The sequence below is a fragment of the Methylobacterium sp. XJLW genome (assembly GCF_003254375.1).
Taxonomy (GTDB): Bacteria; Pseudomonadota; Alphaproteobacteria; order Rhizobiales; family Beijerinckiaceae; genus Methylobacterium; species Methylobacterium fujisawaense.
The window spans coordinates 1773767-1798190 of sequence record NZ_CP016429.1 but is presented as its reverse complement, the minus strand read 5'-3'; the positions used below and the strand labels follow the sequence as shown (position 1 = coordinate 1798190).

At 72.1% G+C, this 24424-nt stretch carries 19 protein-coding genes; 9 read left to right on the top strand and 10 right to left on the bottom strand.

Annotated features, from left to right (window positions below; genetic code table 11):
• Nucleotides 1-227: 227 nt before the first annotated feature.
• The 3 genes from A3862_RS08325 to uraD all read left to right on the top strand — a co-directional run bounded on the left by A3862_RS08325 (nucleotide 228) and on the right by uraD (nucleotide 1579).
• Nucleotides 228-398 (top strand): DUF3606 domain-containing protein, encoded by a 171-nt coding sequence (locus tag A3862_RS08325; RefSeq protein ID WP_075381142.1) that lies wholly within the window; start codon nucleotides 228-230, stop codon nucleotides 396-398.
• A 13-nt stretch (nucleotides 399-411) separates the two neighbouring features.
• On the top strand, nucleotides 412-717 hold the full coding sequence (locus A3862_RS32505; RefSeq protein WP_043759875.1) for a DUF2934 domain-containing protein: 306 nt from the start codon (nucleotides 412-414) through the stop codon (nucleotides 715-717).
• 352 nt (nucleotides 718-1069) lie between these two features.
• A complete protein-coding gene (uraD, locus tag A3862_RS08315; protein ID WP_043759877.1) occupies nucleotides 1070-1579 on the top strand; it encodes a 2-oxo-4-hydroxy-4-carboxy-5-ureidoimidazoline decarboxylase in 510 nt (169 codons plus the stop codon).
• A gap of 40 nt (nucleotides 1580-1619) precedes the next feature.
• Here uraD and A3862_RS08310 read toward each other — a convergent pair whose 3' ends face one another.
• The 7 genes from A3862_RS08310 to A3862_RS08280 form a co-directional block, all read right to left on the bottom strand.
• Nucleotides 1620-2768 carry a methyl-accepting chemotaxis protein gene (locus A3862_RS08310; RefSeq protein ID WP_236961862.1) on the bottom strand — a complete coding sequence of 383 codons (1149 nt, stop codon included), beginning with the start codon at nucleotides 2766-2768 and terminating at the stop codon, nucleotides 1620-1622.
• 267 nt (nucleotides 2769-3035) lie between these two features.
• The gene (locus A3862_RS08305; protein WP_043759881.1) at nucleotides 3036-6095 is read right to left on the bottom strand and encodes an Rne/Rng family ribonuclease; all 3060 of its coding nucleotides are present in this window, start codon (nucleotides 6093-6095) and stop codon (nucleotides 3036-3038) included.
• A 672-nt stretch (nucleotides 6096-6767) separates the two neighbouring features.
• Nucleotides 6768-8096, bottom strand: coding sequence for a glycolate oxidase subunit GlcF (gene glcF / locus A3862_RS08300; RefSeq protein WP_043379110.1), 1329 nt, complete (start codon nucleotides 8094-8096; stop codon nucleotides 6768-6770).
• Between the two features lie 148 nt (nucleotides 8097-8244).
• Complete coding sequence (locus A3862_RS08295) at nucleotides 8245-9432, bottom strand: FAD-binding protein (RefSeq protein ID WP_043759885.1); 1188 nt, start codon at nucleotides 9430-9432, stop codon at nucleotides 8245-8247.
• Between the two features lie 90 nt (nucleotides 9433-9522).
• Nucleotides 9523-11025 carry a lipopolysaccharide biosynthesis protein gene (locus A3862_RS08290; protein WP_051045044.1) on the bottom strand — a complete coding sequence of 501 codons (1503 nt, stop codon included), beginning with the start codon at nucleotides 11023-11025 and terminating at the stop codon, nucleotides 9523-9525.
• A gap of 124 nt (nucleotides 11026-11149) precedes the next feature.
• Nucleotides 11150-13249 carry a methyl-accepting chemotaxis protein gene (locus A3862_RS08285; protein ID WP_043759887.1) on the bottom strand — a complete coding sequence of 700 codons (2100 nt, stop codon included), beginning with the start codon at nucleotides 13247-13249 and terminating at the stop codon, nucleotides 11150-11152.
• 516 nt (nucleotides 13250-13765) lie between these two features.
• Nucleotides 13766-14272, bottom strand: coding sequence for a GNAT family N-acetyltransferase (locus tag A3862_RS08280; protein ID WP_043355384.1), 507 nt, complete (start codon nucleotides 14270-14272; stop codon nucleotides 13766-13768).
• A 719-nt stretch (nucleotides 14273-14991) separates the two neighbouring features.
• On the opposite strand from A3862_RS08280, the gene A3862_RS08275 reads away from it, so the two are divergent.
• The 5 genes from A3862_RS08275 to A3862_RS08255 all read left to right on the top strand — a co-directional run bounded on the left by A3862_RS08275 (nucleotide 14992) and on the right by A3862_RS08255 (nucleotide 20390).
• Nucleotides 14992-16158: a type III PLP-dependent enzyme gene (locus A3862_RS08275; RefSeq protein ID WP_043355385.1), complete on the top strand. Its 1167-nt coding sequence runs from the start codon at nucleotides 14992-14994 to the stop codon at nucleotides 16156-16158.
• Nucleotides 16159-16289: 131 nt separating this feature from the next.
• Entirely contained in the window at nucleotides 16290-16841 is a 552-nt protein-coding gene (locus A3862_RS08270) for a GNAT family N-acetyltransferase (protein ID WP_043379117.1), read from the top strand.
• Between the two features lie 318 nt (nucleotides 16842-17159).
• Nucleotides 17160-18173, top strand: coding sequence for an N-acetyltransferase DgcN (dgcN, locus tag A3862_RS08265; protein ID WP_043355388.1), 1014 nt, complete (start codon nucleotides 17160-17162; stop codon nucleotides 18171-18173).
• 1 nt (nucleotide 18174) lies between these two features.
• Nucleotides 18175-19158 (top strand): N-acetyl-D-Glu racemase DgcA, encoded by a 984-nt coding sequence (gene dgcA, locus A3862_RS08260; protein ID WP_043759890.1) that lies wholly within the window; start codon nucleotides 18175-18177, stop codon nucleotides 19156-19158.
• A 182-nt stretch (nucleotides 19159-19340) separates the two neighbouring features.
• The gene (locus A3862_RS08255) at nucleotides 19341-20390 is read left to right on the top strand and encodes a ketopantoate reductase family protein (RefSeq protein WP_043355391.1); all 1050 of its coding nucleotides are present in this window, start codon (nucleotides 19341-19343) and stop codon (nucleotides 20388-20390) included.
• A gap of 363 nt (nucleotides 20391-20753) precedes the next feature.
• Here the strand turns inward: A3862_RS08255 and A3862_RS08245 are convergent, their stop codons facing one another.
• Nucleotides 20754-21092 (bottom strand): DUF1491 family protein, encoded by a 339-nt coding sequence (locus A3862_RS08245; RefSeq protein ID WP_043355392.1) that lies wholly within the window; start codon nucleotides 21090-21092, stop codon nucleotides 20754-20756.
• A 318-nt stretch (nucleotides 21093-21410) separates the two neighbouring features.
• Here A3862_RS08245 and A3862_RS08240 point away from each other — a divergent pair, with 318 nt between their 5' ends.
• A complete protein-coding gene (locus A3862_RS08240; RefSeq protein ID WP_043355394.1) occupies nucleotides 21411-21701 on the top strand; it encodes a hypothetical protein in 291 nt (96 codons plus the stop codon).
• 72 nt (nucleotides 21702-21773) lie between these two features.
• Here A3862_RS08240 and A3862_RS08235 read toward each other — a convergent pair whose 3' ends face one another.
• Together A3862_RS08235 and A3862_RS08230 are read right to left on the bottom strand one after the other, a co-directional pair.
• On the bottom strand, nucleotides 21774-22490 hold the full coding sequence (locus A3862_RS08235; protein WP_043355396.1) for a peptidoglycan-binding domain-containing protein: 717 nt from the start codon (nucleotides 22488-22490) through the stop codon (nucleotides 21774-21776).
• A 27-nt stretch (nucleotides 22491-22517) separates the two neighbouring features.
• The gene (locus tag A3862_RS08230) at nucleotides 22518-24410 is read right to left on the bottom strand and encodes a sensor histidine kinase (RefSeq protein WP_043759894.1); all 1893 of its coding nucleotides are present in this window, start codon (nucleotides 24408-24410) and stop codon (nucleotides 22518-22520) included.
• Between the last annotated feature and the right edge of the window lie 14 nt (nucleotides 24411-24424).

Genomic DNA, 24424 nt, shown 5'->3' with positions numbered 1-24424 from the left:
TGAAGCAGCAGGCGACGGGGTCGATGCCCAGGCGCCGAACAGCCCGCCCGCTCCGGCGTCTGGCCGCTCCGGCCCGTCACAGGGCCTCGTCCAGCCGGTACGGGATACGGTCCGCGAGCCGGCGGCGCTCGCCGTGCGACCGGCCGCAACCGAAGGCTTCGACCCCGGTTGTCCTTGCGGAGAGCCCGGCATGTCCGCGGCTCACGGCGAACCGGAGCGGGCACAGAATGTCCACCGAATTCAGAGGCAAGACGCATATCGACATCTATGACCGCGCCATCCGCGAGGAGTGGGCACAGCGCTTCGGCGTCAGCGAGGAGCGGCTGCGCAAGGCTGTGACCATGGTTGGAAGCCGGATCACGAGCGTGGCCGCCTATCTCGACAAGCCGGCCTCCTGAGCGCGGTGGCATCGTGGACGTGCCCCCCGATTTCCGACCGCCCCCGGAGCTTCCGGCGGCGGCGACGCCGTCGGTCGAGCCCGGGCCCTCGTCCGGATCCGACGACGCTGTAACCCAGCCTCCGGCCCGGTCGCCCGATGCCCTCACGTTCGAGCAGATCCGCGAGCGGGCCTACGAACTCTGGGAGCGCAACCACCGGCCGGAGGGTTTCGAGATCGAGTTCTGGCTGCTGGCCGAGCGGGAATTGCGCAAGGAGCGGGAGCGTCGGAAGAGCGCGGATCGGCCGAACCATCCGGCATCCGGCTCGCCGCCGGCCTGAGCGGCGGTCTAGCGAGACCGGGGCATCATCCGCCATCGACCAGGCGGCGCGGGATGACAGCCCCCGGGATGAGGCCGCCCGGGCCGCGGCATCTGGTCGGCGGGGACGGCCTGTGCGAGATCGGTGCAGGGCCACCACAAGGTCGCGGGGGATCGCCCGCATGGCCGCACAACGCGCAGGGCGCGATCTGCGCTGGGCCTTGCGCGGTCGCGCGCCATGAGAAACCTTCGGCCCCGAAGGCCCGGTCTCCACCGCAACGGGCCGTCCGCTCACCCGTGCGACAGGAGCCCCCGTTGAAGCCCTCCGTCCCCGCTGCCCGAGCCCGGCCCGGTGCCAACGCAGGACCGGTCGCGTGACCGGTCTTGCCGCCCTGAACGACATGGATGCGCCGGCCTTCGAGGCGCTCCTCGGCAGCGTCTTCGAGCATGCGCCCTGGGTGGCTCGGGCCGCCTGGGCCCGGCGGCCCTTCGCCGACATCGCGGATCTGCACGCGGCGATGATGGCGGCGGTGCGTGCCGCCCCCGTCGAAACCCGCCGCGCCTTCCTGAACGGCCATCCGGAACTCGCCGGGCCCGAGGCCCGCGCCCGCAGCCTCACCACGGATTCCGCGAGCGAGCAGGGGAGTGCTGGCCTCGACCGCATGGGCGAGGCCGACGCGCAAGTCTTCGACCGCCTGAATGCCGCCTACCGGGCGCGCTTCGGCTTCCCGTTCATCATCGCCGTGCGAGGCCGGGGACGGGCCGAGATCCGGTCCATCTTCGAGGCTCGTCTCGGCCGGGATCCGGCGGTCGAGGAAGCGACCGCGCTGGAGGAGGTCGCCCAGATCACCCGGATGCGCCTGGACCGCCTGATCACGCCGTGAGACGACCCACGACGCGGCGGTCGCGGAACCGGCCCGGGTCTCAGGCCTCGATCGCCGACCGGGCCTCCTTCACGGCCGCCTCGAAGGCGACGAAGGCCGTGGTCGCCTGATCCCAGGCCTGGCTGCGCACGTGGCGGATCAGGGCGGCTGCCTGTTCGCGGGCCTGCGCCAGCGGCCGCTCGATGGCGGTGGCGCGCGTCGAATCGGCGGGGATCCCCTCCGGCGGCGTGTCGGTCGAGCGCATCCCGACCAGGGTCGCCGCGATCGCGCGGCGCCAAGCCGCGCAATCCGCCGAAAGGCGGATCACTTGCTGATCCGCGCTGGTCCCGATCTGGCGATCGAGCAGGGTACGCCCCAGATCCTCGATCCGACTCAACTGCGCCAGGGCATCACCGATCTCCCGGCGCGCCTTGTCGGTGCCTTCCGCGATGCGGCCGACATTCTGGGCGATGTCGCCGGTGGCCTGCATCTGCTGGCCGAGGATCTCCGAGGCCTCGCGCATCTGCGCCGCCACATTCGCCACGGCGCCACTCTCGGCCTCGACGCGGGCATTGGCCCGCATCATCGCGGAGGCGCCGGCCTCGACCGCGTTGCGGCTGCGGGTCACCGCGGCCTGCATCGCCGCCATCTCCTCGCGCAGGCCGCTGACCCGCGCCCGGATCTCGTCGGTCGCCTTGGCGGTCTGCGCCGACAGCGTCTTGACCTCCGCGGCGACCACCGCGAAGCCGCGGCCGGCCTCGCCGGCCCGTGCCGCCTCGATGGTGGCGTTGAGCGCCAGCAGATTGGTCTGGGCCGAGATCGCCGCGATGGTGCCGGCCATCTCCTCGATCCGCAGGGCGGCGGTCGAGAAGCTGTCGAGCCGGCTGCCGATCTCTTCAGTCCCCTCTTCGATCCCGCGCATGCCCTCGGTGGCGCGGTGAAGGTCGCCCACGCAGGTGACGATACCGGCCCGGGCCGTCTCGGCAGTCTCGGCCGCCGAGGAGGAGCGGGCGGCGATCTCCCCCGTCGTCGCGGCGAGTTCCTCGCTCGCTGCCGCGATCAGACGGGCCTGCTCGGCGGTGCCGGAGGCGTCGTGGGTCATCCAGCCGATGGAGGTCCCGGCGTCGGAGGCGGAGGCGGACAGGCGCGCCAGGAGCGACAGCCACTCGCGATCGACGGTCGATTCGGGTTCGGGACGCAGAGGTTCCACGATCAGCGCCGCCGCCGGAATCGTGGACGGCGCAGGCGTTATGACCGGGGTTGCGACCGCGTCAGAAACGTGACGCTGCCGACGCAAACTGAACATGCGGGACACTCCGATATCCGAATCGAAGCGGACCCTCGCACAGAACCTTCAATCAATGGTGAAGGATAACCGGATCTGCCCGCCGCCGATATAGCACTCTGCGGAAGTGCAATCGGCGGCGCTGCCAGAGGTTGCGCCTCCAGATATGGATCTATCTGGAGGCGCAATGCTTCATTCGCCCGTCAGAGCGGCCTTGGTGCGCGACCACCAGCCCGCGCGCTTGGGACGGTCCGGATCGGCGGGCGGCGTCAGAACCACCGCCACGGGCTCCGCGGGGACCTCCGCCGGGGCAGCGGTCGCGGCGTCCGGCGCAGCGGCGGGCTCCCGGTCGGCCGGCACAGGGGCTTCGGCTTCCGCCACCGGCAGATCCACGGCGGTCTCGGTGCGGCCGGCCGCCGGGGCGGCCTCGACCGCCTCCGCCACCGCCTGGGCGCTCACCGGCTCTTCCGCCGACAGGGCCACCGTCTCGCCCACCGCGTCGGGAGCATCCTCCGTCTCGGCGGCGTCCCGCGTGCGGCCCTCGCTCCGTCCGCGACCGCCGCGGCGTCCGCGGCGGCGGCGGCGTCCGCCCTCGTCCTCGGCGCGGGCCGCCTCGTCGGGGCCGGCCACGGCCTCGTCGGTCTCCCCGGCCTCGGCTGCGACGGCTTCGGCCGGCGCCTCGGCTGCGGCCGGCTCCTCGCCGTCCCAGTCCTCGTCCCGACCGTCCTCGTCCGAACGCTCGCCCTCCTGGCGATCATCGTCGCCGCGATCCTCCTCGGCGCGACCGTCCTGACGCCCGCCCCGGCGGCGGCGGCGGCGGCGGCGGCGGCGGCCTTCACCCTCCTCGCGCGTCTCGGCGCGGCCCTCCTCGGCCTCGCCCTCGGCATCCGCCTCGACCTCGGCCTCGACCTCGTCGGCCTCCTCGTCCTCGTCCTCGAACTCCGTGGTGGGCGAGATCGCCTGGGCGCGCACACCCGTCACCGGACCCTCGGCGCGCTGAGCCGGCTCGCCGCGGTCGAGCTGGAAGGCCGCGGTGGCGGCCAGCCGCTCGTCGGCCGCGATCGTGATGGTCACGCCGAAGCGCATCTCCAGCTCGCGCAGGTGCCCGCGCTTCTGGTTGAGGATGTAGAGGGCGACCTCGGTGCGGGTCCGCAGCACGAGGTTGTGGCTCGCCGACTTGAGCAGCGCCTCCTCGATGGAGCGCAGGATGTGCAGGGCCACCGAGGCGGTGGCGCGCACGAAGCCCGAGCCGCCGCAATGGGCGCAGGGGATCGAGGAGGATTCGAGCACGCCCGTGCGGATGCGCTGGCGGCTCATCTCCATGAGGCCGAAGGGCGAGATCCGGCCGACCTGGATGCGGGCGCGGTCGTTCTTCAGGCACTCGTTCAGCTTCTTCTCGACGGCGCGGTTGTTGCGCTTCTCCTCCATGTCGATGAAGTCGATGACGATCAGGCCCGCGAGGTCGCGCAGGCGCAGCTGGCGGGCAACCTCCTCGGCGGCCTCCAGGTTCGTCTTGAGGGCGGTGTCCTCGATGTCGTGCTCGCGGGTGGCGCGGCCCGAGTTCACGTCGATCGAGACCAGGGCCTCGGTCGGGTTGATCACCAGATAGCCGCCGGACTTCAGCGAGACGTGGCTGGAGAACATCGCGTCGAGCTGCTGCTCGACGCCGAAGCGGGCGAAGATCGGCGTCGGGTCGCGGTAGGGCTTCACGACCTTGGACTGGCCGGGCATCAGCATCCGCATGAAGTCCTTGGCCTCGCGGTAGGCGTCCTCGCCGGCGACCAGAACCTCGTCCAGATCCTTGTTGTACAGGTCGCGGATGGCGCGCTTGATCAGCGAGCCTTCCTCGTAGACCAGCGCGGGCGCCATCGAGGTCAGCGTCAGCTCGCGGACCGACTCCCACAGCCGCATCAGGTACTCGAAGTCGCGGGCGATCTCGGGCTTGGAGCGCGAGGCGCCGGCGGTGCGCAGGATGACGCCCATCCCTTCGGGCACCTCCAGATCCTGCACGACCTCCTTGAGGCGCTTGCGGTCGGCCGCCGAGGTGATCTTCCGGGAGATGCCGCCGCCGCGACCGGTATTGGGCATCAGCACCGAGTAGCGGCCGGCGAGCGACAGGTAGGTGGTGAGCGCCGCGCCCTTCGTGCCGCGCTCCTCCTTGACCACCTGAACCAGGATGATCTGGCGGCGCTTGATCACCTCCTGGATCTTGTACTGGCGGCGGTAGTGGCGGGGCCGCTCGGGGATCTCGGCCAGGGCGTCGCCGTTGCCGCCGACCTGGGCGATCTTGGGCTCGGCGTCGGGATCGTCGGAATCCTCGTCCGACTCGTCCTCATCCTCGTCGGACTCGTCCTCGTCGTCCTCCGACTCGTCCTCGTCCTCATCCTCGTCGTCGGATTCCTCGTCGTCCTCGTCGGACGCGTCATCCGCCTCGTCGGCGTCCGCCGGCTCGGCGGTCTCCTCCGCGAGGGACTCGGCCGGCGCTTCGGCGACGGTCAGCGCCCCCGCCACGGCGATGCGGGCCTCGGCCTCGACCGGGGCGTCCTGCTCGGCGGCGGCGTCGTCAGCGACCGGCCCGGCCATGTCGTGCGCCGCCTGCGCCTTGGCAGGGGCGGCCTCGGCGGGGGCAGCGTCGAACGGCGCCTCGGCCGCCGGCTCGGCGGCCTGCGCCGGCTCGTCCCGTGCCGGCTCGTCCAGCGCCACGGGGATGTCGCCGGCCGCGGTCTCGGAAGCGAGGGCCTCCCGCACGGCCTCGGGATGCTCGGCGAGCGTATCGGGCTCGGCGGCCGGATCGAAACCGGCTTCCGTCCGGATCTCTGCCTGATCCTCGGTCTGGGACGCCTCGTGCCCGTCCTCGGCGCTCACGGTCTCGTCGGCGCCGCGGGCGCGGGCCTCGGCGCGGCGGCCGCGGGAGCGGCGCGGCGACCGGCGGCGGCGCTCCTCACGCTCGCGGTGCTCCTCGGCGTCGCGGGCGTCCTCCTCGAGGAGCGCCTGCCGGTCGGCGAGCGGGATCTGGTAGTAGTCGGGGTGGATCTCGTTGAAGGCCAGGAAGCCGTGGCGGTTGCCGCCATACTCCACGAACGCCGCCTGGAGCGACGGCTCCACCCGGGTCACCTTGGCGAGATAGATGTTGCCGCGCAGCTGACGCCGGTTGGCGGCTTCGAAATCGAACTCCTCGACCCTAGACCCGTGGACCGTGACGACCCGGGTCTCCTCCGGGTGCATCGCGTCGATCAGCATTTTGTTGGCCATGTCGGACTCTCGGCATGGCGGCCGACGTCGTTCTCCGTGCCCGTGGTCCCGGCGGCGCCTCGCCCGACGTCAAACCTGTCGGGTGGGGTGCCGGCCTCGTCGCCGAGGCGGATGGGTTCGAGGGGAAATTGCCGTCAACCGCCGTTCGGCGCCCTGGGCGCCTGGGGTTGAAACAGGCCGGGAGGAGGGACGGACCGGTGCGACGCGCCTCTTGCGCCTCCGGGGCACGCGCAGCTCTATGCTGGGCCGTGCGTCCGTCCATCGTGGTCCCGACCTCGCGAAACAATCTCGGCCGATGGGGATCGGCCGTGAATTCTGGGGTGCGGCGGAGAAGCTCCGCCGCGTCGTGTGACACCTGCCCGATCACGGGCGACACCCGTCGCCGTCAGGCGGACCGAAACGGCCCGCCGCGACACCGCGACCGTTTTCGCAAGGAATTCGGTCACGTCCGCGGGCCGTTGCGGCGACCGGCGGGACCGGAGAGGGGTCCTCATCATTACAGACCGCTGTGCGGATTTGGCAAGGGTCAAGCGTGAATAGATGTCACGGGGCTGTCATGGCGCGCGAGGGCGGAGCCGCCGTTCCTGCGTGCGCGGTCCTGCGTCGTAGCGCGTCCCCTGGGCCCGGTGCGTGCGCGCGCGATGCCGGGGCGGCGATCCGGCCGGGAGGATCCTATTCCGCCGCCGCGATCCGCGGTGCCACCCCGGCGAGCGCGGCGGGCTTCGGGCCGCCGGTCGCCCAGTCGAGCAGCTCGACCGTGTGGACGATCGGGATGCCGGTGCCCTTCCCGATCTGCGTGGCGCAGCCGATGTTGCCGGTGGCGATCACGTCGGGGCGCACGCGCTCGATGTTGGCGACCTTGCGGGCGCGCAGCTTCGCAGCCAGCTCCGGCTGCAGGATGTTGTAGGTCCCCGCCGAGCCGCAGCAGATATGGCCCTCGGGCACGTCCTTCACGGTGAAGCCCGCCCGCTTGAGCAGCGTCTTCGGCTCCAGCCGGATGCCCTGGCCGTGCTGCATCGAGCAGGCGGAGTGGTAGGCCACCACGAGGTCGTTCTCGGCCACCGGAGCGAGATCGAGCAACGCCAGATACTCGGTGACGTCCTTGGCCAAGGACGACACGCGCCGCGCCTTCTCGGCATAGGCGGGGTCGTCGCGGAACATGAAGCCGTAATCCTTGATGGTCGTGCCGCATCCGGACGCGGTGACCAAGATCGCGTCGAGGCCCTTGGCGATCTCGGCGTCCCAGGCGTCGATCGTCTGCTTGGCATGGGCGTGGGCGGAATCCTCCTTGCCCATGTGGTGGGTCAGCGCCCCGCAGCAGCCCTCGTTGGCGTGCACCACCTCGATCCCGTGCCGGTTGAGCAGCCGGATCGCCGCCGCGTTGAAGTCCGGCCGCAACACGCTCTGGGCGCAGCCGCGCAGCAGGGCGACGCGCTTGGTCGCCGGGCCGCCCGTCGGCGGGAACCGGCCCGGCCGGTTGGTCGGCTCGCGGGGCGGCATCCCGGCGGGCGCCAGGTCGAGCATGGCGGCGAGGCGGTTGCCGACCCGCGGCAGCCGCGCCACCAGCCCGCGGACCGGGCTTCCGAGCTTGGCGGCGGCGAGGGCGAGGCGGAACCGGTTCGGGTACGGCAGGACCTGGGCGAGCAGCGTCCGCAGGAACCGGTCGCCGGCCGGCCGCGCGTAGGTCTTCTCGATATGGGCCCGGGCATGGTCCACGAGGTGCATGTAGTGCACCCCGGACGGGCAAGTGGTCATGCACGACAGGCAGGAGAGGCAGCGGTCGATATGCTTGACCACCTCCTGCGAGGCCGGCTTGCCGCCCTCCAGCATGTCCTTGATCAGGTAGATGCGACCGCGCGGCGAATCGAGCTCGTCGCCGAGCAGCAGGTAAGTCGGGCAGGTCGCCGTGCAGAAGCCGCAATGCACGCAGGTCCGCAGGATCTTCTCCGAGGCCGCCATGGCGGGATCGGCGAGCTGGGCGGGGGCAAAATTGGTCTGCACGGTCTCTTCCTGCCTGCTCTCCGCCCCCCTTGCGGGGCGGAGTTCCGGGATCGCGGATCCCGCGTGGGGGTGGCGCAGGAGGCACCGTTGCGCCCGGTCCTCAGCCGCCCCGTTCCTGGCCCCTCCCCGCGGGGGGAGGGGATGAACCTCAAACCTGCGCGTACATCCGGCCGGGGTTGAGCACCCCGGCGGGATCGTGCGCCGCCTTGATGCCGGCGGTGAGCCGCATCAGCGGCTCGGCCAGCGGCTGGAACACCGGCACGGCGGCGCGCACGGCGTCGGGGGCGCGGACCAGCGTGGCGTGGCCGCCCTGGGTCTTCACGGCCCGGCGCACCGCATCGGCGCCGGCATCGCCCTCGGCACCGGTGGCGAGCCAGATCAGGCCGCCGCCCCAGTCGAAGAACCAACGCGCGGCGCGCTCCGCCGCCACCGCCGCCGCCAGGGCCGGCCCGTGGGTCGGCGCGGTGGAGATCCGCCAGAGGGCGGCGTCCCGGGGCTCGGCCAGGGGCGCGGCGTCCCGCACGGACCGCCAGAGGGCGGCGCCGGCCTCGCCGTCCACGATCTCGGGCTGGCCGTAGCGCTTGAGCAGGCGGCGCAGCTCGCCCGTGCGGTAGTCGATGGAGTCGGAAAAGCCTTCGAGACGCATCAGGGTCCGCGCCTCCGGGGCGCCGATCCCCGCCGGCAGATGCGCGGCGCCGGTGAGTTCGAAGGGCGAGCCGAGGGCCTCCGAAAGGGCCGTCACCGCCCGGGCATCGTCCAGCCCGGAGAAGACGAGGGTCGCCACGCGCTCGCAGGCCGGCAGCACCTTGAAGGTGACCTCGGTGAGCAGGCCCAGCGTGCCGTGGGCGCCGGCCATCAGCTTCACGAGGTCGAGCCCGGTGACGTTCTTCATCACCCGCCCGCCTGACTTGATCGCCTCGCCCCGCCCGTTGACGAAGCGCACGCCGATCAGGCTGTCCCGGGCCGCCCCGGCATTGATGCGGCGCGGGCCGGCATTGTTGATCGCCGCCACCGCGCCGAGGGTCGGCGCGCCGGAGCTGCCGTAGAGGCCGCGCAGGTCCATCGGCTCGAAGGGCAGCATCTGGCCCCGGGAGGCGAGCAGCGCCTCGACCTCGGCCAGCGGCGTGCCCGCCCGGGCCGCCACCACCATCTCGGCGGGCTCGTAGAGCGTGACGCCGGTCAGCGCCTTCGCGGAGAGCGTCGCGCTGTCCTGCGCGGGCCGACCGAGCCCCGCGGCGGTGCCGCCGCCCGCGAGCCGCAGGCGCTCGCCGCGCCCGGCGGCCGCCCGCACGATCTCCCCGGCCTCCGCCTCGGTGCCGGGCTCGTACACGCCCATCGTTTCCGTCCCGGTCCTGTTTGTATCCATTCCAGGACGGGTGTCGCCGGATCCGGCGGCGGATTCAAGCGGAGGTGGAGTCGCGGGGTTTCAGCGGGCGGGTTTCCTGTGCGGGGCTGCCGCGAAGGCGCCTGCCTGGGGCCTGGAACCCTGCTCCGCCGCCAGGGTCCGCGCGGGACGCAGACGCGCCAGGACCTGACGGCGCAGGCCGGCGATGTCGAAGATCCAGACCAGCGCCCCGTAGAGGGCCGTCCCGGCCGGGACCAGGACCGCCAGCGCGGTGGCGGGCGGCAGGTGCCGGAAGGGGGCGAGCGCGAGGCCCATCGCCGCGCAGGCGAGGGCCGCGACGCCGATCTCCCCCCAGGGCAGCACGATCCGCTCGGCGCCGGTGAGGGCGCGCCAGCCGAGCCACAATCCCGCGGCGGCGAGCCCGGCGGTCTGCGCCAGGGCGACGCCGATCCCGCCCATCCGGTCCGGCAGGATCAGAAGGCCGGCGCCGTTCACCGCGAGGCCGACCAGGGCGGCGGCGACCACCGGCAGGGTCCGGCGGCGGATCTGGAAGACCGGGTTGAGGGCGTAGAACATCATCGACAGGCAGAAGAGGCCCGGCATCAGCACGGTGCTGTAGGTCTCGAACGGCCCGCGATAGGCGTCCGGCACGACCAGTCCCTGGAGGGCCGGCAGCACCGCCCAGAAACCGACCGCGCAGGGTGCCAGCAGGGCGAACACCGTGCCGGCATTGGCGGCGACCTGCGCCTCGGCGGCGGCGCGGCCGCTCTGCTCCTCCGCCTGCACGGCGAGCTGGAACAGGAGCAGGTCGAGGGCGGTGCCGAGCGTCGTCATCGCGCGCGCGGTGACGTCGGCGGCCAGCGCGAAGTAGCCGGCCTCGGCGAAGCCGGCATGGCTGGCGATGGCGCCCCGGTTCACGAAGGCGAGGCACTGATAGGCGGTGTTGGCGGCGATGAGCGGCAGGCCGTAGCGGGCGAAGACCCGCCAGGTCGCCGACAGGCGCGGCCGTTCGAAGGGCGTGTGCGGGTCGCGCAGGGGGTGGCGCAGCAGGAGCACCGCGAGGAGCTGGCTGAGCCCCGCCGCCGCCAGCACCCAGGCCGGCTGGGGCAGCCACCACGCCGCCGCCGCCATCAGGGCGAAGGACAGGACGTTCTTCACCGCGACGAGGCCGAGATAGAGCTTGCCGTCGAACCGGGCCCGGGCGAGGGCCGCGTGGTAGTCGAACACGCCGATGCCGAGCGCCGCGAGGCCGGTTCCGCACAGCACCGCCTCGCGCCCGTCCGCGCCGCCGGCGAAGCCGAAGGCCCCGCACAGGGCGGCGGCGGCCAGAAGCAGCAGGCCGATGCGCAGATAGGCCCGGTCGAGCCCGTGGCGGATCCACGGCTCGTCGACGCGCACCCGTCCCGAGTAGAACCGCGTCGCCGAGAGGCGCAGCCACTCGAACAGCACCGTGTTCAGCACGATGGCGCCGGTGGTCGCGAGGGCGAACCGGCCGAAATCGGCCGGCCCCAGCAGCTTGGCGATCAGCAGGCCGAGGACGAAGTTGAGCCCCGCATTGATGACGAAGGCGGCGATCACGGCCATGGACGGCGTCTCATGCGCGGCGGGGTCGCCCCGCCCGTTCCCGCGCTGTAGCGCGCGAGCCGTAAGACTCCCCTAACCGGGCGAGATCGGGGCGGAGACCCGCGGGGCCTCCGACACCGTCCGGTCAGGCGGCCCGGACGGTGTCGAGGAAGCGCGTGACTTCGGCCGTGAGCGTCGCGGATTGGCGCGACAGCGCGGACGCCGCCGCCAGCACCGCGTCGGCGGCCCGGCCGGTCTCCTCGGCGGCCCCGGCGACGCCCAGGATGGTGCTGGTCACCGCACCGGTGCCGACGGCCGCCTGCCCGACGTTCCGGACGATCTCCCGGGTGGCCGATCCCTGCTCCTCCACCGCCGCGGCGATCGCGTTCGCCACGCCGCTGATCTCCTCGATCCGCCCCGTGATCGCGCCGATCGCCGTGACGGCCCGGCCGGTCACGCCCTGGATGCCAGCGATCTGGCCGGCGATCTCCTCGGTCGCCCGCGCGGTCTGCGCCGCCAGCGCCTTCACCTCGCTGGCGACGACCGCGAAGCCCCGGCCGGCCTCGCCGGCGCGGGCGGCCTCGATCGTCGCGTTGAGCGCCAGCAGATTGGTCTGCCCGGCGATCGCCGCGATCAGCCCGATGACGTCGCCGATCCGCGCGACCGCGCCGCTCAGGTCCCGGACCAGCGTGCCCGTCTGTCCCGCCTCCGAGACGGCCCCTTGGGCGAGCTTGGTCGATCCCTCGACCTGCCGGCCGATCTCCTCCACGGAGGCCCCGAGTTCCTCGGCCGCCGCCGCCACCGTGTTGACGTTGGCGGCGGCCTCCTCGGCGGCGGCCGCCACGGTGCTGGACTGGCTCGCGGTCTGGGTCGCGGTGGCCGTCATGGTCTGGGCCGTACCCTGCAGGGCGGTGGCCGAGTCCGAGACCTGAGCGATGATGCCGCCGACCGTCTGCTCGAAGCGCTCGGCCATCGCCCGCAGGTCGGACCGGCGCCGCGCCTCCGCCGCCAGCCGCGCCTCGGCGGCCTCGGCTTCGAGCTGGCGGCTGCGGATCAGGTTGTCCTTGAACACCTGGACGGCCCGCGCCATCGCGCCGATCTCGTTGCGGTAGGCGCGCGCCGGGACCGTGGCGGAGGCGTCCCCGTCCGCCAGCGCCTGCATCGTCGCCGTCAGCGCCCGGAGCGGGCGCAGCACGCCGCCGAACAGGGTCCACAGGCCGAGGCCCACCAGCAGGATCACCGCCAGCAGCGCCGCGACGCTGTGCACGACGTCGGTCCGGGCCGCGTCGGCGAGAGTCTCGGCGCGCGCCACCATCGCGTCGAGGGCCGCGTCGCAGAGGGCCACGAGGGAGCGCTGGTTCTCGGTGTTGCGGTCGCGCAGCTCCGCGAAGGTGTGGCGCGGGGGCGTGTGCGTGCTGAGCGCGTCGAAGACCGCCTGCGCGATGGCCTTGGTGTCGCCCTCGAAATTGTCGGCCTTCGCCCGCACGAACGCGGCCCGCACCGTCTCCGAGACGTCGGTCGCGGCCTCGGTCGTGCGCCGCCACGCGGACAGAAGTTCGGTCCGCTCCTCAGCCGCCGCGACGGTCTCGGGCAGGGACCACGACGTTCCGGCGATCAGGGAGGTCTGCACCCGCACCGCGACGTTGCCGCTGGCGACGCGCGTGTCCCAGGCCGCCTGTTTGAGGGCGAGATAGCGCTCCAGGACGGGATCGGACCGGGGAATGGCCGCGTCGACCGCCTTCAGCGTGGCCGTCAGGGCCTCGAGCAGGTCCTGGAAGGCGGCCATCGCGGCGTCCCGCAGCGCCGGCTCACGACGGGCCTTCGGCAGCCTGAGGGCCGCGTCGATGCGGGGGCGCAGGGCCGCCATCGCCTCCTGGGCCGCGTTCAGGCGATCGAGCGTCGCGCTGACCGTCGGCTCGGCCAGATCGCTCAGGCTGCGCTGAGCCTGGCGGTAATTCTCGATCAGCGCCTGCCGGCTGCCCGCGATGGTCGACAGGGTCTTCGCGTCCGCGGGCGCCTCACCCCCGAGGGCGAGGGTCGATCCGCGCTCCAGCCGCAGCGGCAGGATGGTCCGGAGGAGTCCCTGGCTCGCCTGCGTCAAGGTCACCGCCCTGACCGCACCCATCGCCTGCGCCCGCTCGTCGACGAGGGTCCTGACGGCATTGACCAGCGCCATGCAGGCCATGATGACGATCACCAGGGACAACAACGTCCGGATCGAGAAGCGCCCCAGCCAGCGAATCATGGGTAAAGTCTCAAGGTCTGCGATGCTTTGTCTTAAAACGTTAGGTTTCTTCAGGCAATCGTCTGATGATATGTTGAATACTTGCGATTTTATAATGATATTTTCATTCAGATTTTATAATAGAACGCGAATTTGATTGAGGGGCGAGTCAATTTACGGGGGTTGTGCCGAATTTATGGGCGCTGAAATCAGCGTGGCCTGGGCGGCGCGGCGGGGCTGCTCCCCGCGGTCGAACGGCGCGAGGCGGATCTGGCGCCCTGCGGTCGCATCCGCGAACGGCCCGAGGCCGAGCGCGGCCGGCCTGCCGGCGCCCTGCGGGAGCGTGCGGTGAAGCAGTCTCGGGCGGCGCTCGCCTGCTCGGCGTCCTGCTCGGTGTCCTGCCCGTCGGGCCGCCGCGTCCCCTCGTGATGACGAACAGGGCCGCGGGAGGGGACGGCTTCGATCGCATCCGGATGTCAACGTGATGGCTGCCGGCCCGCAGGCGGCCCGCGTATCGGCGGCAGCCCTGCGCGACGCCTACAGCCCGCGCTCGTAGCGCCAGGCTTCCATCCCGTCCTCGTAATAGTCCGGCCGCACGGCGAAGCGGGTATAGCCCCGGCGCTCGTAGAGGCGGATGCCGGCGCCGTTGTCGGCGCGCACCTCCAGCCGGAGCCGGTCGCAGCCCTGGCTGCGGGCCTGCGCCTCCGCCGCGTCGAGGAGTCGGCCGCCGAGGCCGAGGCCGCCGCGATTCGGCGCCACCGCGATCGACGCCAGCCGGGCGATCCGGCTGCTGCGCCGCCGCTCCAGCACCGCGGCGCCGACGAGGACCGGCGTCGGGTCCGCATCCGGCGCGTCGATCAGCGCCGCCAGCACGTCCATGGTGGGCGACAGGATCGCGTGGCGGATCGCCCGGCGCTCCGCCCGGTCTGTGGCGAAGGCGGCGTGCTCCAGGGCGACCAGGGCGTCGAGATCGGCGAGCGTGGCGGTCCGGATCGTCGGCTCGGGGAGCCCGTCGCCGACCGGGTTGCGCAGGGGGGCGCTCACGCCCGCGCCGTCGCGGTGGATCTGGTCGGCCCGGCCATCGCTTGCTTACCTGCGTGTTCTGCCCGCTCCGGTCAGATGCCCGCTTCCGCCCCGCTTGGGAAGCCCGCACGGCGCCTTCGGCCCGGTCGGGCTGCGTCGTTTTTGCAACGGGCCGCACGGGGTGTGGATTCCGGGCGGAAAAGCGGGCGGTCCGGGGCGTCTTCCCCTTGCCGGGCCGGGCCTGTCTCCGTATATGCGCCGTGCCCAATTTCGCACGTGCCTGTGGCCGCGTGTCGGTTGGTGGGCATCCGGTCAACTGCCGGACAGCCGCCAGGGGTCTTAAAGGATCGATGGTCGCAAGGGTGGATCCCTACGGCCGGCATCCAGGTGGCAACACCGGACCCCGACAACAACCGGCAGCCGGAGGCGAAACCGGCGAACCCCGCTCTCCACGGGGGACGCAGCTTAAAGCAACGACGAACGGGCTTTTTTGGTCTCGTCGGCCCTCCACAGGCCGGCACCGAAGAGGCTTGTTTCTCTTTGCCCGGCGTGCGGTGGGGGTCATCCCTTCCAATCCACGGCAGCTTCCGGGTGCTCTGCGCCCGCACTGACGCACGCGTCTCCAAAGCGCGTGGGTCCGCGCGACGCATCGCCCCCTGACGCCGACGGCCAGTCCTGGCCGTCATCTTCGACAGCGCGCCCCGCGTAGGGCGCTCGCGAACCCGTGCCGGGAGACGACTATGACCGACCGCATCCGTGACTTCCTGCGCGTGCGCCGCGACCTCGGTCAGGACGAGGGCCCCGTGATGGTCCTCGATCTCGACGTCGTGCGTGACAACTACACCGCCTTCGCGCGCTCCCTGCCGGACACCCGCGTGTTCTACGCCGTGAAGGCGAACCCGGCCCCCGAGGTGCTGCGGCTGCTCGCCGAGATGGGCTCCTGCTTCGACACCGCCTCTGTCGCCGAGATGGAGATGGTGCTGGCCGCCGGCGCCACCGCCGACCGGATCTCCTTCGGCAACACGATCAAGAAGGAGCGCTGCATCGGCCGCGCCCTGAAGCTCGGCATCCGCCTGTTCGCGGTCGACTGCCAGGCCGAGGTCGAGAAGATCGCCCGGGCCGCCGTGGCCACGGACGTGCCGACCGGCGAGATCCGGGTGTTCTGCCGCATCCTGTGCGACGGCGCGGGCGCCGACTGGCCGCTCTCGCGCAAGTTCGGCTGCGTGCCCGAGATGGCCGCGGACGTGCTGGAGCACGCCCATCGCCAGGGGCTGGAGGCCTACGGCATCTCGTTCCATGTCGGCTCGCAGCAGGGCAACACCGAGGCCTGGGACGGGGCGCTCGGCTCCGCGGCGGCGATCTTCCGCGAGTGCGCGGAGCGCGGGATCGGCCTGTCGATGGTCAATCTCGGCGGCGGCTTCCCGACCAAGTACCTCAAGGCGGTGCCGGGCGTGGAGAGCTACGGCGAGGCGATCTTCCGGGGCCTGACCAAGCATTTCGGCAACCAGATCCCCGAGACGATCATCGAGCCGGGCCGCGGCATGGTCGGCAATGCCGGCCTGATCGAGGCCGAGGTCGTGCTCGTGTCGAAGAAGTCCGCGGACGCCGACGAGGTCCGGTGGGTCTACCTCGACATCGGCAAGTTCGGCGGGCTGGCCGAGACCATGGACGAGGCGATCCGCTACCCGATCCGCACCGCCCGGGACGGCGACGCGACCGAGCCCTGCGTCATCGCCGGGCCGACCTGCGACTCGGTGGACGTGCTCTACGAGCGGCAGCTCTATCCGCTGCCGGTCTCGCTCTCGATCGGCGACAAGGTGCTGATCGAGGGTGCGGGCGCCTACACCACCACCTACGCGGCGGTGGCCTTCAACGGCTTCCCGCCCCTTCAGCAGATCGTCATCTGACCTGCTGCAGAACCTCCCGGCAGCGTGTCGCTGCCGGGGGCGATCTCCCGCTGTCGCATCGACGGATCGCCTTCGGCCGTCCGTCGGAACCCACCGCTTCTCCCGCTTGCCGGCCCGGGGAGGGCACAGCCATGATCGAGATCCGCGCGGAGCATGTCCACGACGTCCCGGCGCGCGAGCGCCTGCTCGACGCGTGCTTTCCCGGCAACCGCCATGCCAAGACCTCGGAGCGCCTGCGCGAAGGCCGTCGGCCGGCCCGCGGCCTCGCCTTCGCGGCGATTCGGGGCGGCCGCCTCGTCGGCACCCTGCGGCTGTGGCACGTCGAGGCCGGGCTCGCTCGCCCGGCACTGCTGCTCGGCCCGCTCGCCGTCGATCCGGCGATCCAGGGGCAGGGGCTCGGCTCGGTGATGATGCAGGCGGCCCTCGGCCGGGCGGAGGCCCTCGGCCACGGCGCCGTGCTGCTGGTCGGCGACGCGCCCTACTACGCCCGCTTCGGCTTCGACCGGGCGCTCGCGGAGGGCCTGACCCTGCCGGGGCCGTTCGAGCGCGAGCGCTTCCTCGGTCTCGAGCTGCGCGCGGGCGCTCTGGCGGGCGTCGAGGGGATGGTCCGGGCGACCGGCGTGCAGTCGCCGGTGGGCGCGGTGGCCAACGAGGCGGGGGTGGCGCGACGACGCGCCGCCTGAACGGGGACACCAGGCGCCGCAGGGGTGAGATCGGCTTTCCCCAACGCGATTTCATCCCGAGGTGCCCGCGTGAGCGGGCCTCGAAGGAGCCCTCGAGCCAGCCGCGCGAGCCCTGGAGGCCTCCTTCGCGGCCTCCCTGCGCTGCGGCACCTCGGGTTGCGGAGAGGGTCGGAGGGGCGTCCCTTCCGGATGGCGCAACCCGGTCATGCCCGCGACGGCGGCCGCGTCCACCCGCTTGGCCGGTCTCGTGCATTGCGCCCGGCGCCCGCGATCCCGCATAGACGGTCCGCCGGCCTCCCGGAGAAGGTTGCTCGACCGATGCAGATCGCCACGCCCTACCTGATGTTCCTGGGCGACGTGCCCGACACGCTGGCGGCCAAGACCGCCTACGGCATCAAGGACTGGCGCCCCGAATGGTGCGTCGGCCAGATGCGCCTGCCGGGCTGCGCCGCCGATCTCGGCATCCCCGACATGACACTGCCCGAGGCCCTGGCGAAGGGCTGCCGGACCCTTGTGATCGGCGTCGTCAATGCCGGCGGCGTGCTGCCGGATCACTGGGTCAAGGAGATCGTCGCGGCGATCGAGGCCGGGCTCGACGTGGCGAGCGGCCTGCACGTCAAGCTCGGTACGATTCCGGCCATCGCGGAGGCCGCCGCGCGGCGTAACCGCCAGCTCCACGACGTCCGCCACACCGACGAGCGCTTCCCCACCGGCAAGGGCACCAAGCGGTCGGGCCGGCGCCTGCTCACCGTCGGCACCGACTGCTCCGTCGGCAAGAAGTACACCGTGCTCGCCCTGGAGCGCGGCATGCGCGAACGCGGCCTCGACGCCGATTTCTGCGCCACCGGCCAGACCGGCGTGTTCATCTCCGGCCGGGGCGTCGCCATCGACGCCGTGGTGGCCGACTTCATCTCCGGCGCCGTCGAGACGATCTCGCCGGAGGCGGCCTCCAACCACTGGGACCTGATCGAGGGCCAGGGCTCGCTCTACCACCCGTCCTTCGCGGGGGTGAGCCTCGGCCTGCTGCACGGCGCCCAGGCCGACGCCTTCGTGGTCTGCCACGAGCCGACCCGCACCACGATGCGCGGCGTGAAGCACCCGCTCCCCACCATCCGCCAGGTGATCGACCTGACCGTCCAGCTCGGCAGCCTGACCAACCCGGCGATCAGGCCGGTGGGCATCGCGGTCAACACCCAGGCGCTTGCCGAGGGCGAGGCGCGGGCGCTCCTCGAGACGCTCGCGTCCGAGCACGACCTGCCCGCCACCGACCCGGTGCGCTTCGGCGTCGACGGGCTGGTCGACCGGATCGTCGCCGAGTTCCCGGAGATCTGACATGGCCCGTCGCCTGAGCCTCGCCGTCGAGCGCTTCCCGATCGCCGGCGCCTTCACGATCTCCCGCGGCAGCCGCACCGAGATCGCCGTCGTGGTGGCGACGCTCACGGACGGCGACACGGTCGGGCGCGGCGAGTGCGTGCCCTATCCGCGCTACGGCGAGAGCGTCGAGAGCGTCAGCGCGCTGATCGAAGGGCAGGCGGAGGCGATCGCGGCCGGGATCGGGCGCGATGCGCTGATGACCCGCATGAAAGCGGGGGCGGCGCGCAACGCCCTGGACTGCGCGCTGTTCGACCTCGAGGCGAAGCTCCAGGGCCGCCCCGCCTGGGCGATCGCCGGTCTGCCGGCGCCGCAGCCGGTCATCACCGCCTACACGCTGAGCCTCGGCACGCCGGAGAGCATGGAAGAGGCCGCCCGCAAGGCGGCCCACCGGCCCCTGCTCAAGGTCAAGCTCGGCGGGGTAGGGGATCCGGAGCGCATCGCCGCCGTCCGGGCCGGCGCGCCCGATTCCCGGCTGATCGTCGACGCCAACGAGGCGTGGCGGCCCGAGACCATCGAGGCCAACCTCGCCGCCTGCCTGAAGGCCGGCGTCGCGCTGATCGAGCAGCCGCTGCCGGCCGACGCCGATGCCCTGCTCGCCGAGATCGCGCATCCGGTCCCGGTCTGCGCCGACGAGAGCCTGCACGACCGCGCCGGCCTCGACGCGCTCGCCGGGCGCTACGACGCGATCAACATCAAGCTCGACAAGACCGGCGGCCTGACCGAGGCGGTGCTGCTCGCCCGCGAGGCGAAGGGGAGGGGGCTCGCGATCATGGTCGGCTGCATGCTCGGCACCTCGCTGGGCATGGCGCCGGCGGCGCTCCTCGCCGAGGGGGCCGACTTCGTCGATCTCGACGGGCCGCTGCTGCTCGCCCGCGACCGCGACCCGCCGCTCCGCTACGACGGTAGCCTGATGCACCCGCCCACGCCGGAGCTGTGGGGATAGGATTCGCCTCGCCTGTCACCGGCGGGGCGTCACAACGGGTTTGGGATTAGGTATACCAGAAGGCTTGCGTTCCGCCCGCCCGGCTGCCATCCATCGGCGGTGCGATGGGGCCGTGGCGTGGACGCGCTGTTCCCCGCAGCCAGACAACACAACAGCAGTCTTCAATGCTGGGGAGGAACGACGTGGCCAGAAACATCCTGATCCTGGGGGCCTCCTACGGCTCGCTCCTGGGGACCAAGCTCCTGATGGCCGGTCACAACGTGACCCTGGTCTGCCGCAGGAAGACCGCCGACCTGATCAACCGCGAGGGCACCGAGGTCCGCATCAAGCTCCGCGACGAGAAGGAGCACCGCGCGATCCACTCGCGCGACCTGCCCGGCAAGGTCGACGCCATGCCGCCGGAAGACGTCGACGTGTCGCGCTACGACCTCGTCGGCCTCGCCATGCAGGAGCCGCAGTACAACAACCACACGATCCGCGTCCTGATGATCAAGATCGCGGCGGCGAAGCTGCCGTGCCTGTCGATCATGAACATGCCGCCGCTGCCCTACCTCAAGCGGATCCCGGCGCTCGCCGCCATGGATCTTGAGGATGCCTACACCAATGCCGGCGTCTGGGACCGGTTCGAGCCGGGGCTGGTGTCGCTCTGCTCCCCCGACCCGCAGGCCTTCCGGCCGCCGGAGGAGGAGGCCAACGTCCTCCATGTCGGCCTGCCGACCAACTTCAAGGCCGCGACCTTCGCCGACGAGGCGCACAACACGCTTCTCCGCGAGCTGGAGGCCGACATCGACGCCGTGCGCCTCGACGGGCACGACGTGCCGGTGAAGCTGAAGGTGTTCGACTCGCTGTTCGTGCCGCTGGCCAAGTGGTCGATGCTGCTCACCGGCAATTACCGGTGCATCACCCCGGGCGCGCCGCAATCGATCCACGACGCCGTCCACGGCGACCTCGCGCGCTCGCGGGCGATCTACGACCATGTCGACGGGATCGCCCGGAAGCTCGGCGCCGATCCGGCCGATCAGGTGCCGTTCGAGAAATACGCCAAGGCGGCCGAGAGCCTGCTGAAGCCGTCCTCGGCGGCGCGCGCGGTCGCCAACGGTGCGCCCTACATCGAGCGCGTCGACCTGCTGGTGAAGCTGATCTCGCACCAGCTCGGTGATCCGAACGCCGAGATCGACCGCACCGTCGAGACCGTCGACCGCAAGCTCGACGAGCGCATCATCGAGGGCTGACGGGCGCCGTCGCTTCGCTCCGCCCCGGTATCACGGGCGCAGCGAAGCGATTGAGGTCGCGCGACATCGGCGGCCGTGGCGTCGCTGGATTGCTTCGCTGCGTTCGCAACGACGGCGAGCGGGCGCTGGAGCCGCTCCCCCGGAGCGCCTCGCGTCACGGGACACGGCGTTCTGGCCTTCGGTCATTCCGGCCCTCCCCTCATCCTGAGGGGCCGGAGCGCAGCAGAGGCCTCGAAGGAGGGTTACAGCCAGCCGCGCGATCCCCGGAGGGCTCTTTCGAGGCCGCTGCGCAGCACCTCAGGATGCGGGCGATGTGTGGGAGGGCCCTCCGTCAGGCGCAGCCCGACCGGGCGCGGCCCTCCATCACTCCGCCAAGTCCAGGAAATGCCGCCCCTGGCGGTCGTCGATCTCGATGATCCAGAGATCGGAATCGAACCGGATCTCCTTTGTCAGGCGCTCCTCCACGTCGAGCGGGCTGCCGCCGGTGACGATCCCGGCGAAACGGCGGTCGCCGCTCTCCTCGGCCTCGAACAGGGCCTGCGGCGCCGGTCCGTAGAGGTCGGCGCTGCCGTCGAGCCGATCGACCTTCACGAAGATCGCACCCGCCTCCGCGGACCCGCGCCGCCGCAGCACGGCCGGGATGCCGGCGACATCCAGACGCCGCAGATGGGCCGAAACCCAGAAATCGGAGCGCAGGCGCATGCGTCTGTAGCCCTGTGAGGATCCGTTCGCCGCAGGGCCTGTGTCCCGGCGGATCAGCCGGATCCGGAACCCTGCGAGCGCCGGGTGGCGCGTCCTCCGCCATGCGCGAAAGCGCCGGTCCGGGCAACCGCCGGTGCACGGCCCGGCATCTCCATAACGGTTCAGGCGGCGGAATATTCCTTCAGAAAATCGAGTATTTATCGGGATTAAAATAGAATTGATCGATGTGCGACAACGCACATCTATAGTATTGTTCGCTGATTATCTGAGCAAAGGGCGCCCGAATTTGCATCTCACGATGATTTAAGGAGCACTCCGATGTGGAGAATGACCTCGCTTGCGGCGCTGATCGTCGCCGGCCTGTGCGGTGTTGTGCCGTCGGCCCACGCCCGTCCGGAGACGCTCATGGATTTACTGGGCAACCGCGATTCCGCATCCTGCCCGCGCTACCAGCGGACGCCGCAGGATCGCTGCAACATCGTCGTGCATCGACCCGGGGGTAATCCCACGCAGGACATGACCGGATCGATCGGACACGCGAAGTCCTGGCAGGCCAATGGCGGTCCACGCTGCAAGACGATCTGCCGGTTCACCGGCACGCAATACTGAGGGCCCGCCTCCGCGCTCTCACGCCGATCGGCACCCGCGCCGCAAGCGCGGCGGGGGTGCCGCCCTGTCTCGCTAACCGTGGCCGGCCCGGGCCATCAGCTCGCGCAGGGTCCGGCCCGTCGCCTCGCCGGTGACCGGCAGCTTGGCGCTGCGCTCGAACTTCTCGATCGCCGCCCGCGTGCCCGGTCCCATCGCGCCGTCGGGCTTCACCGCGTAGCCGAGCTTCGACAGCGCCTTCTGGGCCCGCATCACCGGATCACCGTCCTTCTCGGGCTTGGCGGTCTTGGCGGCGTCCTTCGTCTCCTTCGGAGCCGGCTTCGCGGCCGGGCGGACCGGCGACGCCTTCGGGGTAACCGAGGCGGTGGTCTCATCGGATCGGATCAGCTCGCCGATCGCGTCCCGGGCCGCCGGCTTGGCGGGCGCCGGCGCGGCGACGCGTTCGGGATCGATGACGCGCACCGGATCCCGGGCCGCCTCCCGGACGGGCTCCTTGGCGGCCGGGGCCGCCTCGCGCGCGGCAGGCGCCTTCTGGGCGAGCTTGGGCAGGATCGGCGCCGGATGGCGCCCGGTCTGGTAGCCGAGGGCGTTGACGCAGACGAAGCCCGCCGCGCAGAGGGCCGCGAGGCTGCCGAGAACGGTGCCGGGGCTGGTCCGGCAGGTGGCGCCCGTCGCCTTCAGCGCGCCGACGAGGACGGCACGCCAGTCGCCCTGGACGGCGGCGCGGCGCGGCGCGGGACGGCGTGCGCGGCTGGGTTCGCCCGGTACGGTGATCTCGCGGTAGCCTGACATCATGTCTCCTTCCGGGGGATCTGCCGATCAGGCGGTGCGGCGCAGGACCGGGTCGGCCGGGACCGAGGCGGCGCTCGGCTCCGCGTCGAACAGGCCGAGCGGCAGGCGCACCACGCGGCGCGACACCGGGGCGCCCCGCACGGCGGTGCGGATCGGGGCCGGCCCATGGTCGGCCGCCGGAGCCGGGCAGACGAGGGGCAGGGTTACGGTCACGACGGTCCCGGCCTGCGGGGCGCTCTCGATCAGCAGGGCGCCGCCGTGCAAGCCGACCAGGCCCTGCACCACCGAGAGTCCGAGGCCGGTCCCCTCGTGCTGGCGCTTGTAGCCGCCGCTGCCCGCCTGGAAGAACGGGGTCCCGAGCTTGGGCAGGTCGTCCGTACCGATGCCGACGCCGGTATCGGCCACGACGATGTCCAGGCTGCCCGCGCCGCGGCGCAGGGACAGGTCGACCCGGCCGCCGCGCGGGGTGAACTTCACCGCGTTCGAGATGAGATTGATCAGAACCTGCCGGCAGGCGGCGGGATCGGCGGTGATCTCCACCGGGCCCGACGGGGCGACGGTGAGGACGATGCCGGCGGCGTCGGCCTTCAGGCGCATCAGGTCGCAGCAGGCCCGAAGCAGGCCTGCGATGTCGAAGCATTCGGGGGCGCAGTCGAAATTGCCGCTCTGGATCCGGCTCATGTCGAGCAGCGTGTTGACCACGCCGAGCAGATGGTGGCCGGAGGCGCCGATAATGCCGGCATATTCCCGCGCCTGGTCCGGGCCGAGGCTGACGGCGCCTTGGCCCGCCAGGACCTCGGAGAAGCCGATGATCGCATTGAGCGGCGTGCGCAGCTCGTGGGTCACGTTGGCCAGGAACCGGCCCTTGATCGCGTCGGCGCGTTCGGCCTCGGCGCGGGCGCGCTCCAGCTCCACGGCATGCCGGTGGTGCTCGGTCATGTCGCGGGTGACCGCCACCACCGCCATGGCGGCCTCGTGCGGCCCGTGCTCGATCCGGTGGGCGCGCATCTCGGCGTGGATCAGGCTCACGCCGTCGGGCCGGCCGGCCTCGGCCTCGACGTGCAGGCGCAGGGGCAGGGTCGCGGGCCGCCCGGTCGCCGCCACGTCGCTCACCGCCTTGAGGAAGGCCGGCCGGTCGGCGACATGGACCCGCTCCAGCAGCCCATGGCCGCGCAGCCGGGCCGGATCGCTGCCGAGCAGCCGCGTGGCCGAGACCGAGGCTTCCAGCACGCGGCCGTTGCGGTCGTGCCAGGTCACGAGATCGTCGATCGCCGAGAGCAGCAGCCGGTCGCGGGCCTCGTTGTCGCGCAGCCGCTCGCGCCAGACGCCTTCGTTGCGCATGTGCTCCAGAGCCTGGGCGGCGACATGGCCGATCGCGGTGATCGCGAAGGCCGGGAGCGCGATCCCCGCCGAGATGTCCATGACCGGCAGGGCGCCGGCCCAGGCGCCGAGGGCCACCACGGTCAGCACGCCGAGAACCGCCATGACGGAGGCCGCGATCGTCGCGCGGAGCGAGCCGGAGACCAGCGCCTCCAGGGGGATCGCCACCAGCCAGACCGCGGCGGGCGAGGTGGCGCCGCCGGTGACGCCCGCCAGGGCGACGACGAGGCCGGTCAGGCCCGCCGAGGAGACCGCGTGGGCGATCCAGAGGGACCCGGTGCGGGCGAGCAGGACGGCGGCGAAGACCGGCAGCAGCAGGCTCGCGATCGCCAGGACCTCGAAGCCGGACGGCACCCCGCGCCAGAGCAGATAGGGCGGCAGACCGACCATCATGACGGCGCCGGTCGCCAGCCGCGACACCAGGAAGCGCTGGTGGCGCGCACGGGCCGGCGCATTGTCGGCCACGGATTCGTGGACGAGACCCGCGAGCCGGTCGTCGATCAACGACGTCAGGACAGTCTTAATGGTCAAGGTTGGCACGCGCCGCGCAGAAT

Excerpts from the sequence above, each read along its gene's own strand:
- A3862_RS08325 (WP_075381142.1), top strand. The coding sequence starts at position 228 with ATGTCCACCGAATTCAGAGGCAAGACGCATATCGACATCTATGACCGC.
- A3862_RS08305 (WP_043759881.1), bottom strand. The coding sequence starts at position 6,095 with ATGGCCAACAAAATGCTGATCGACGCGATGCACCCGGAGGAGACCCGG.
- A3862_RS08295 (WP_043759885.1), bottom strand. The coding sequence starts at position 9,432 with ATGGGCGTGTACGAGCCCGGCACCGAGGCGGAGGCCGGGGAGATCGTG.
- A3862_RS08290 (WP_051045044.1), bottom strand. The coding sequence starts at position 11,025 with ATGGCCGTGATCGCCGCCTTCGTCATCAATGCGGGGCTCAACTTCGTC.
- A3862_RS08285 (WP_043759887.1), bottom strand. The coding sequence starts at position 13,249 with ATGATTCGCTGGCTGGGGCGCTTCTCGATCCGGACGTTGTTGTCCCTG.
- A3862_RS08275 (WP_043355385.1), top strand. The coding sequence starts at position 14,992 with ATGACCGACCGCATCCGTGACTTCCTGCGCGTGCGCCGCGACCTCGGT.
- A3862_RS08270 (WP_043379117.1), top strand. The coding sequence starts at position 16,290 with ATGATCGAGATCCGCGCGGAGCATGTCCACGACGTCCCGGCGCGCGAG.
- dgcN (WP_043355388.1), top strand. The coding sequence starts at position 17,160 with ATGCAGATCGCCACGCCCTACCTGATGTTCCTGGGCGACGTGCCCGAC.
- dgcA (WP_043759890.1), top strand. The coding sequence starts at position 18,175 with ATGGCCCGTCGCCTGAGCCTCGCCGTCGAGCGCTTCCCGATCGCCGGC.
- A3862_RS08245 (WP_043355392.1), bottom strand. The coding sequence starts at position 21,092 with ATGCGCCTGCGCTCCGATTTCTGGGTTTCGGCCCATCTGCGGCGTCTG.
- A3862_RS08240 (WP_043355394.1), top strand. The coding sequence starts at position 21,411 with ATGTGGAGAATGACCTCGCTTGCGGCGCTGATCGTCGCCGGCCTGTGC.
- A3862_RS08235 (WP_043355396.1), bottom strand. The coding sequence starts at position 22,490 with ATGTCAGGCTACCGCGAGATCACCGTACCGGGCGAACCCAGCCGCGCA.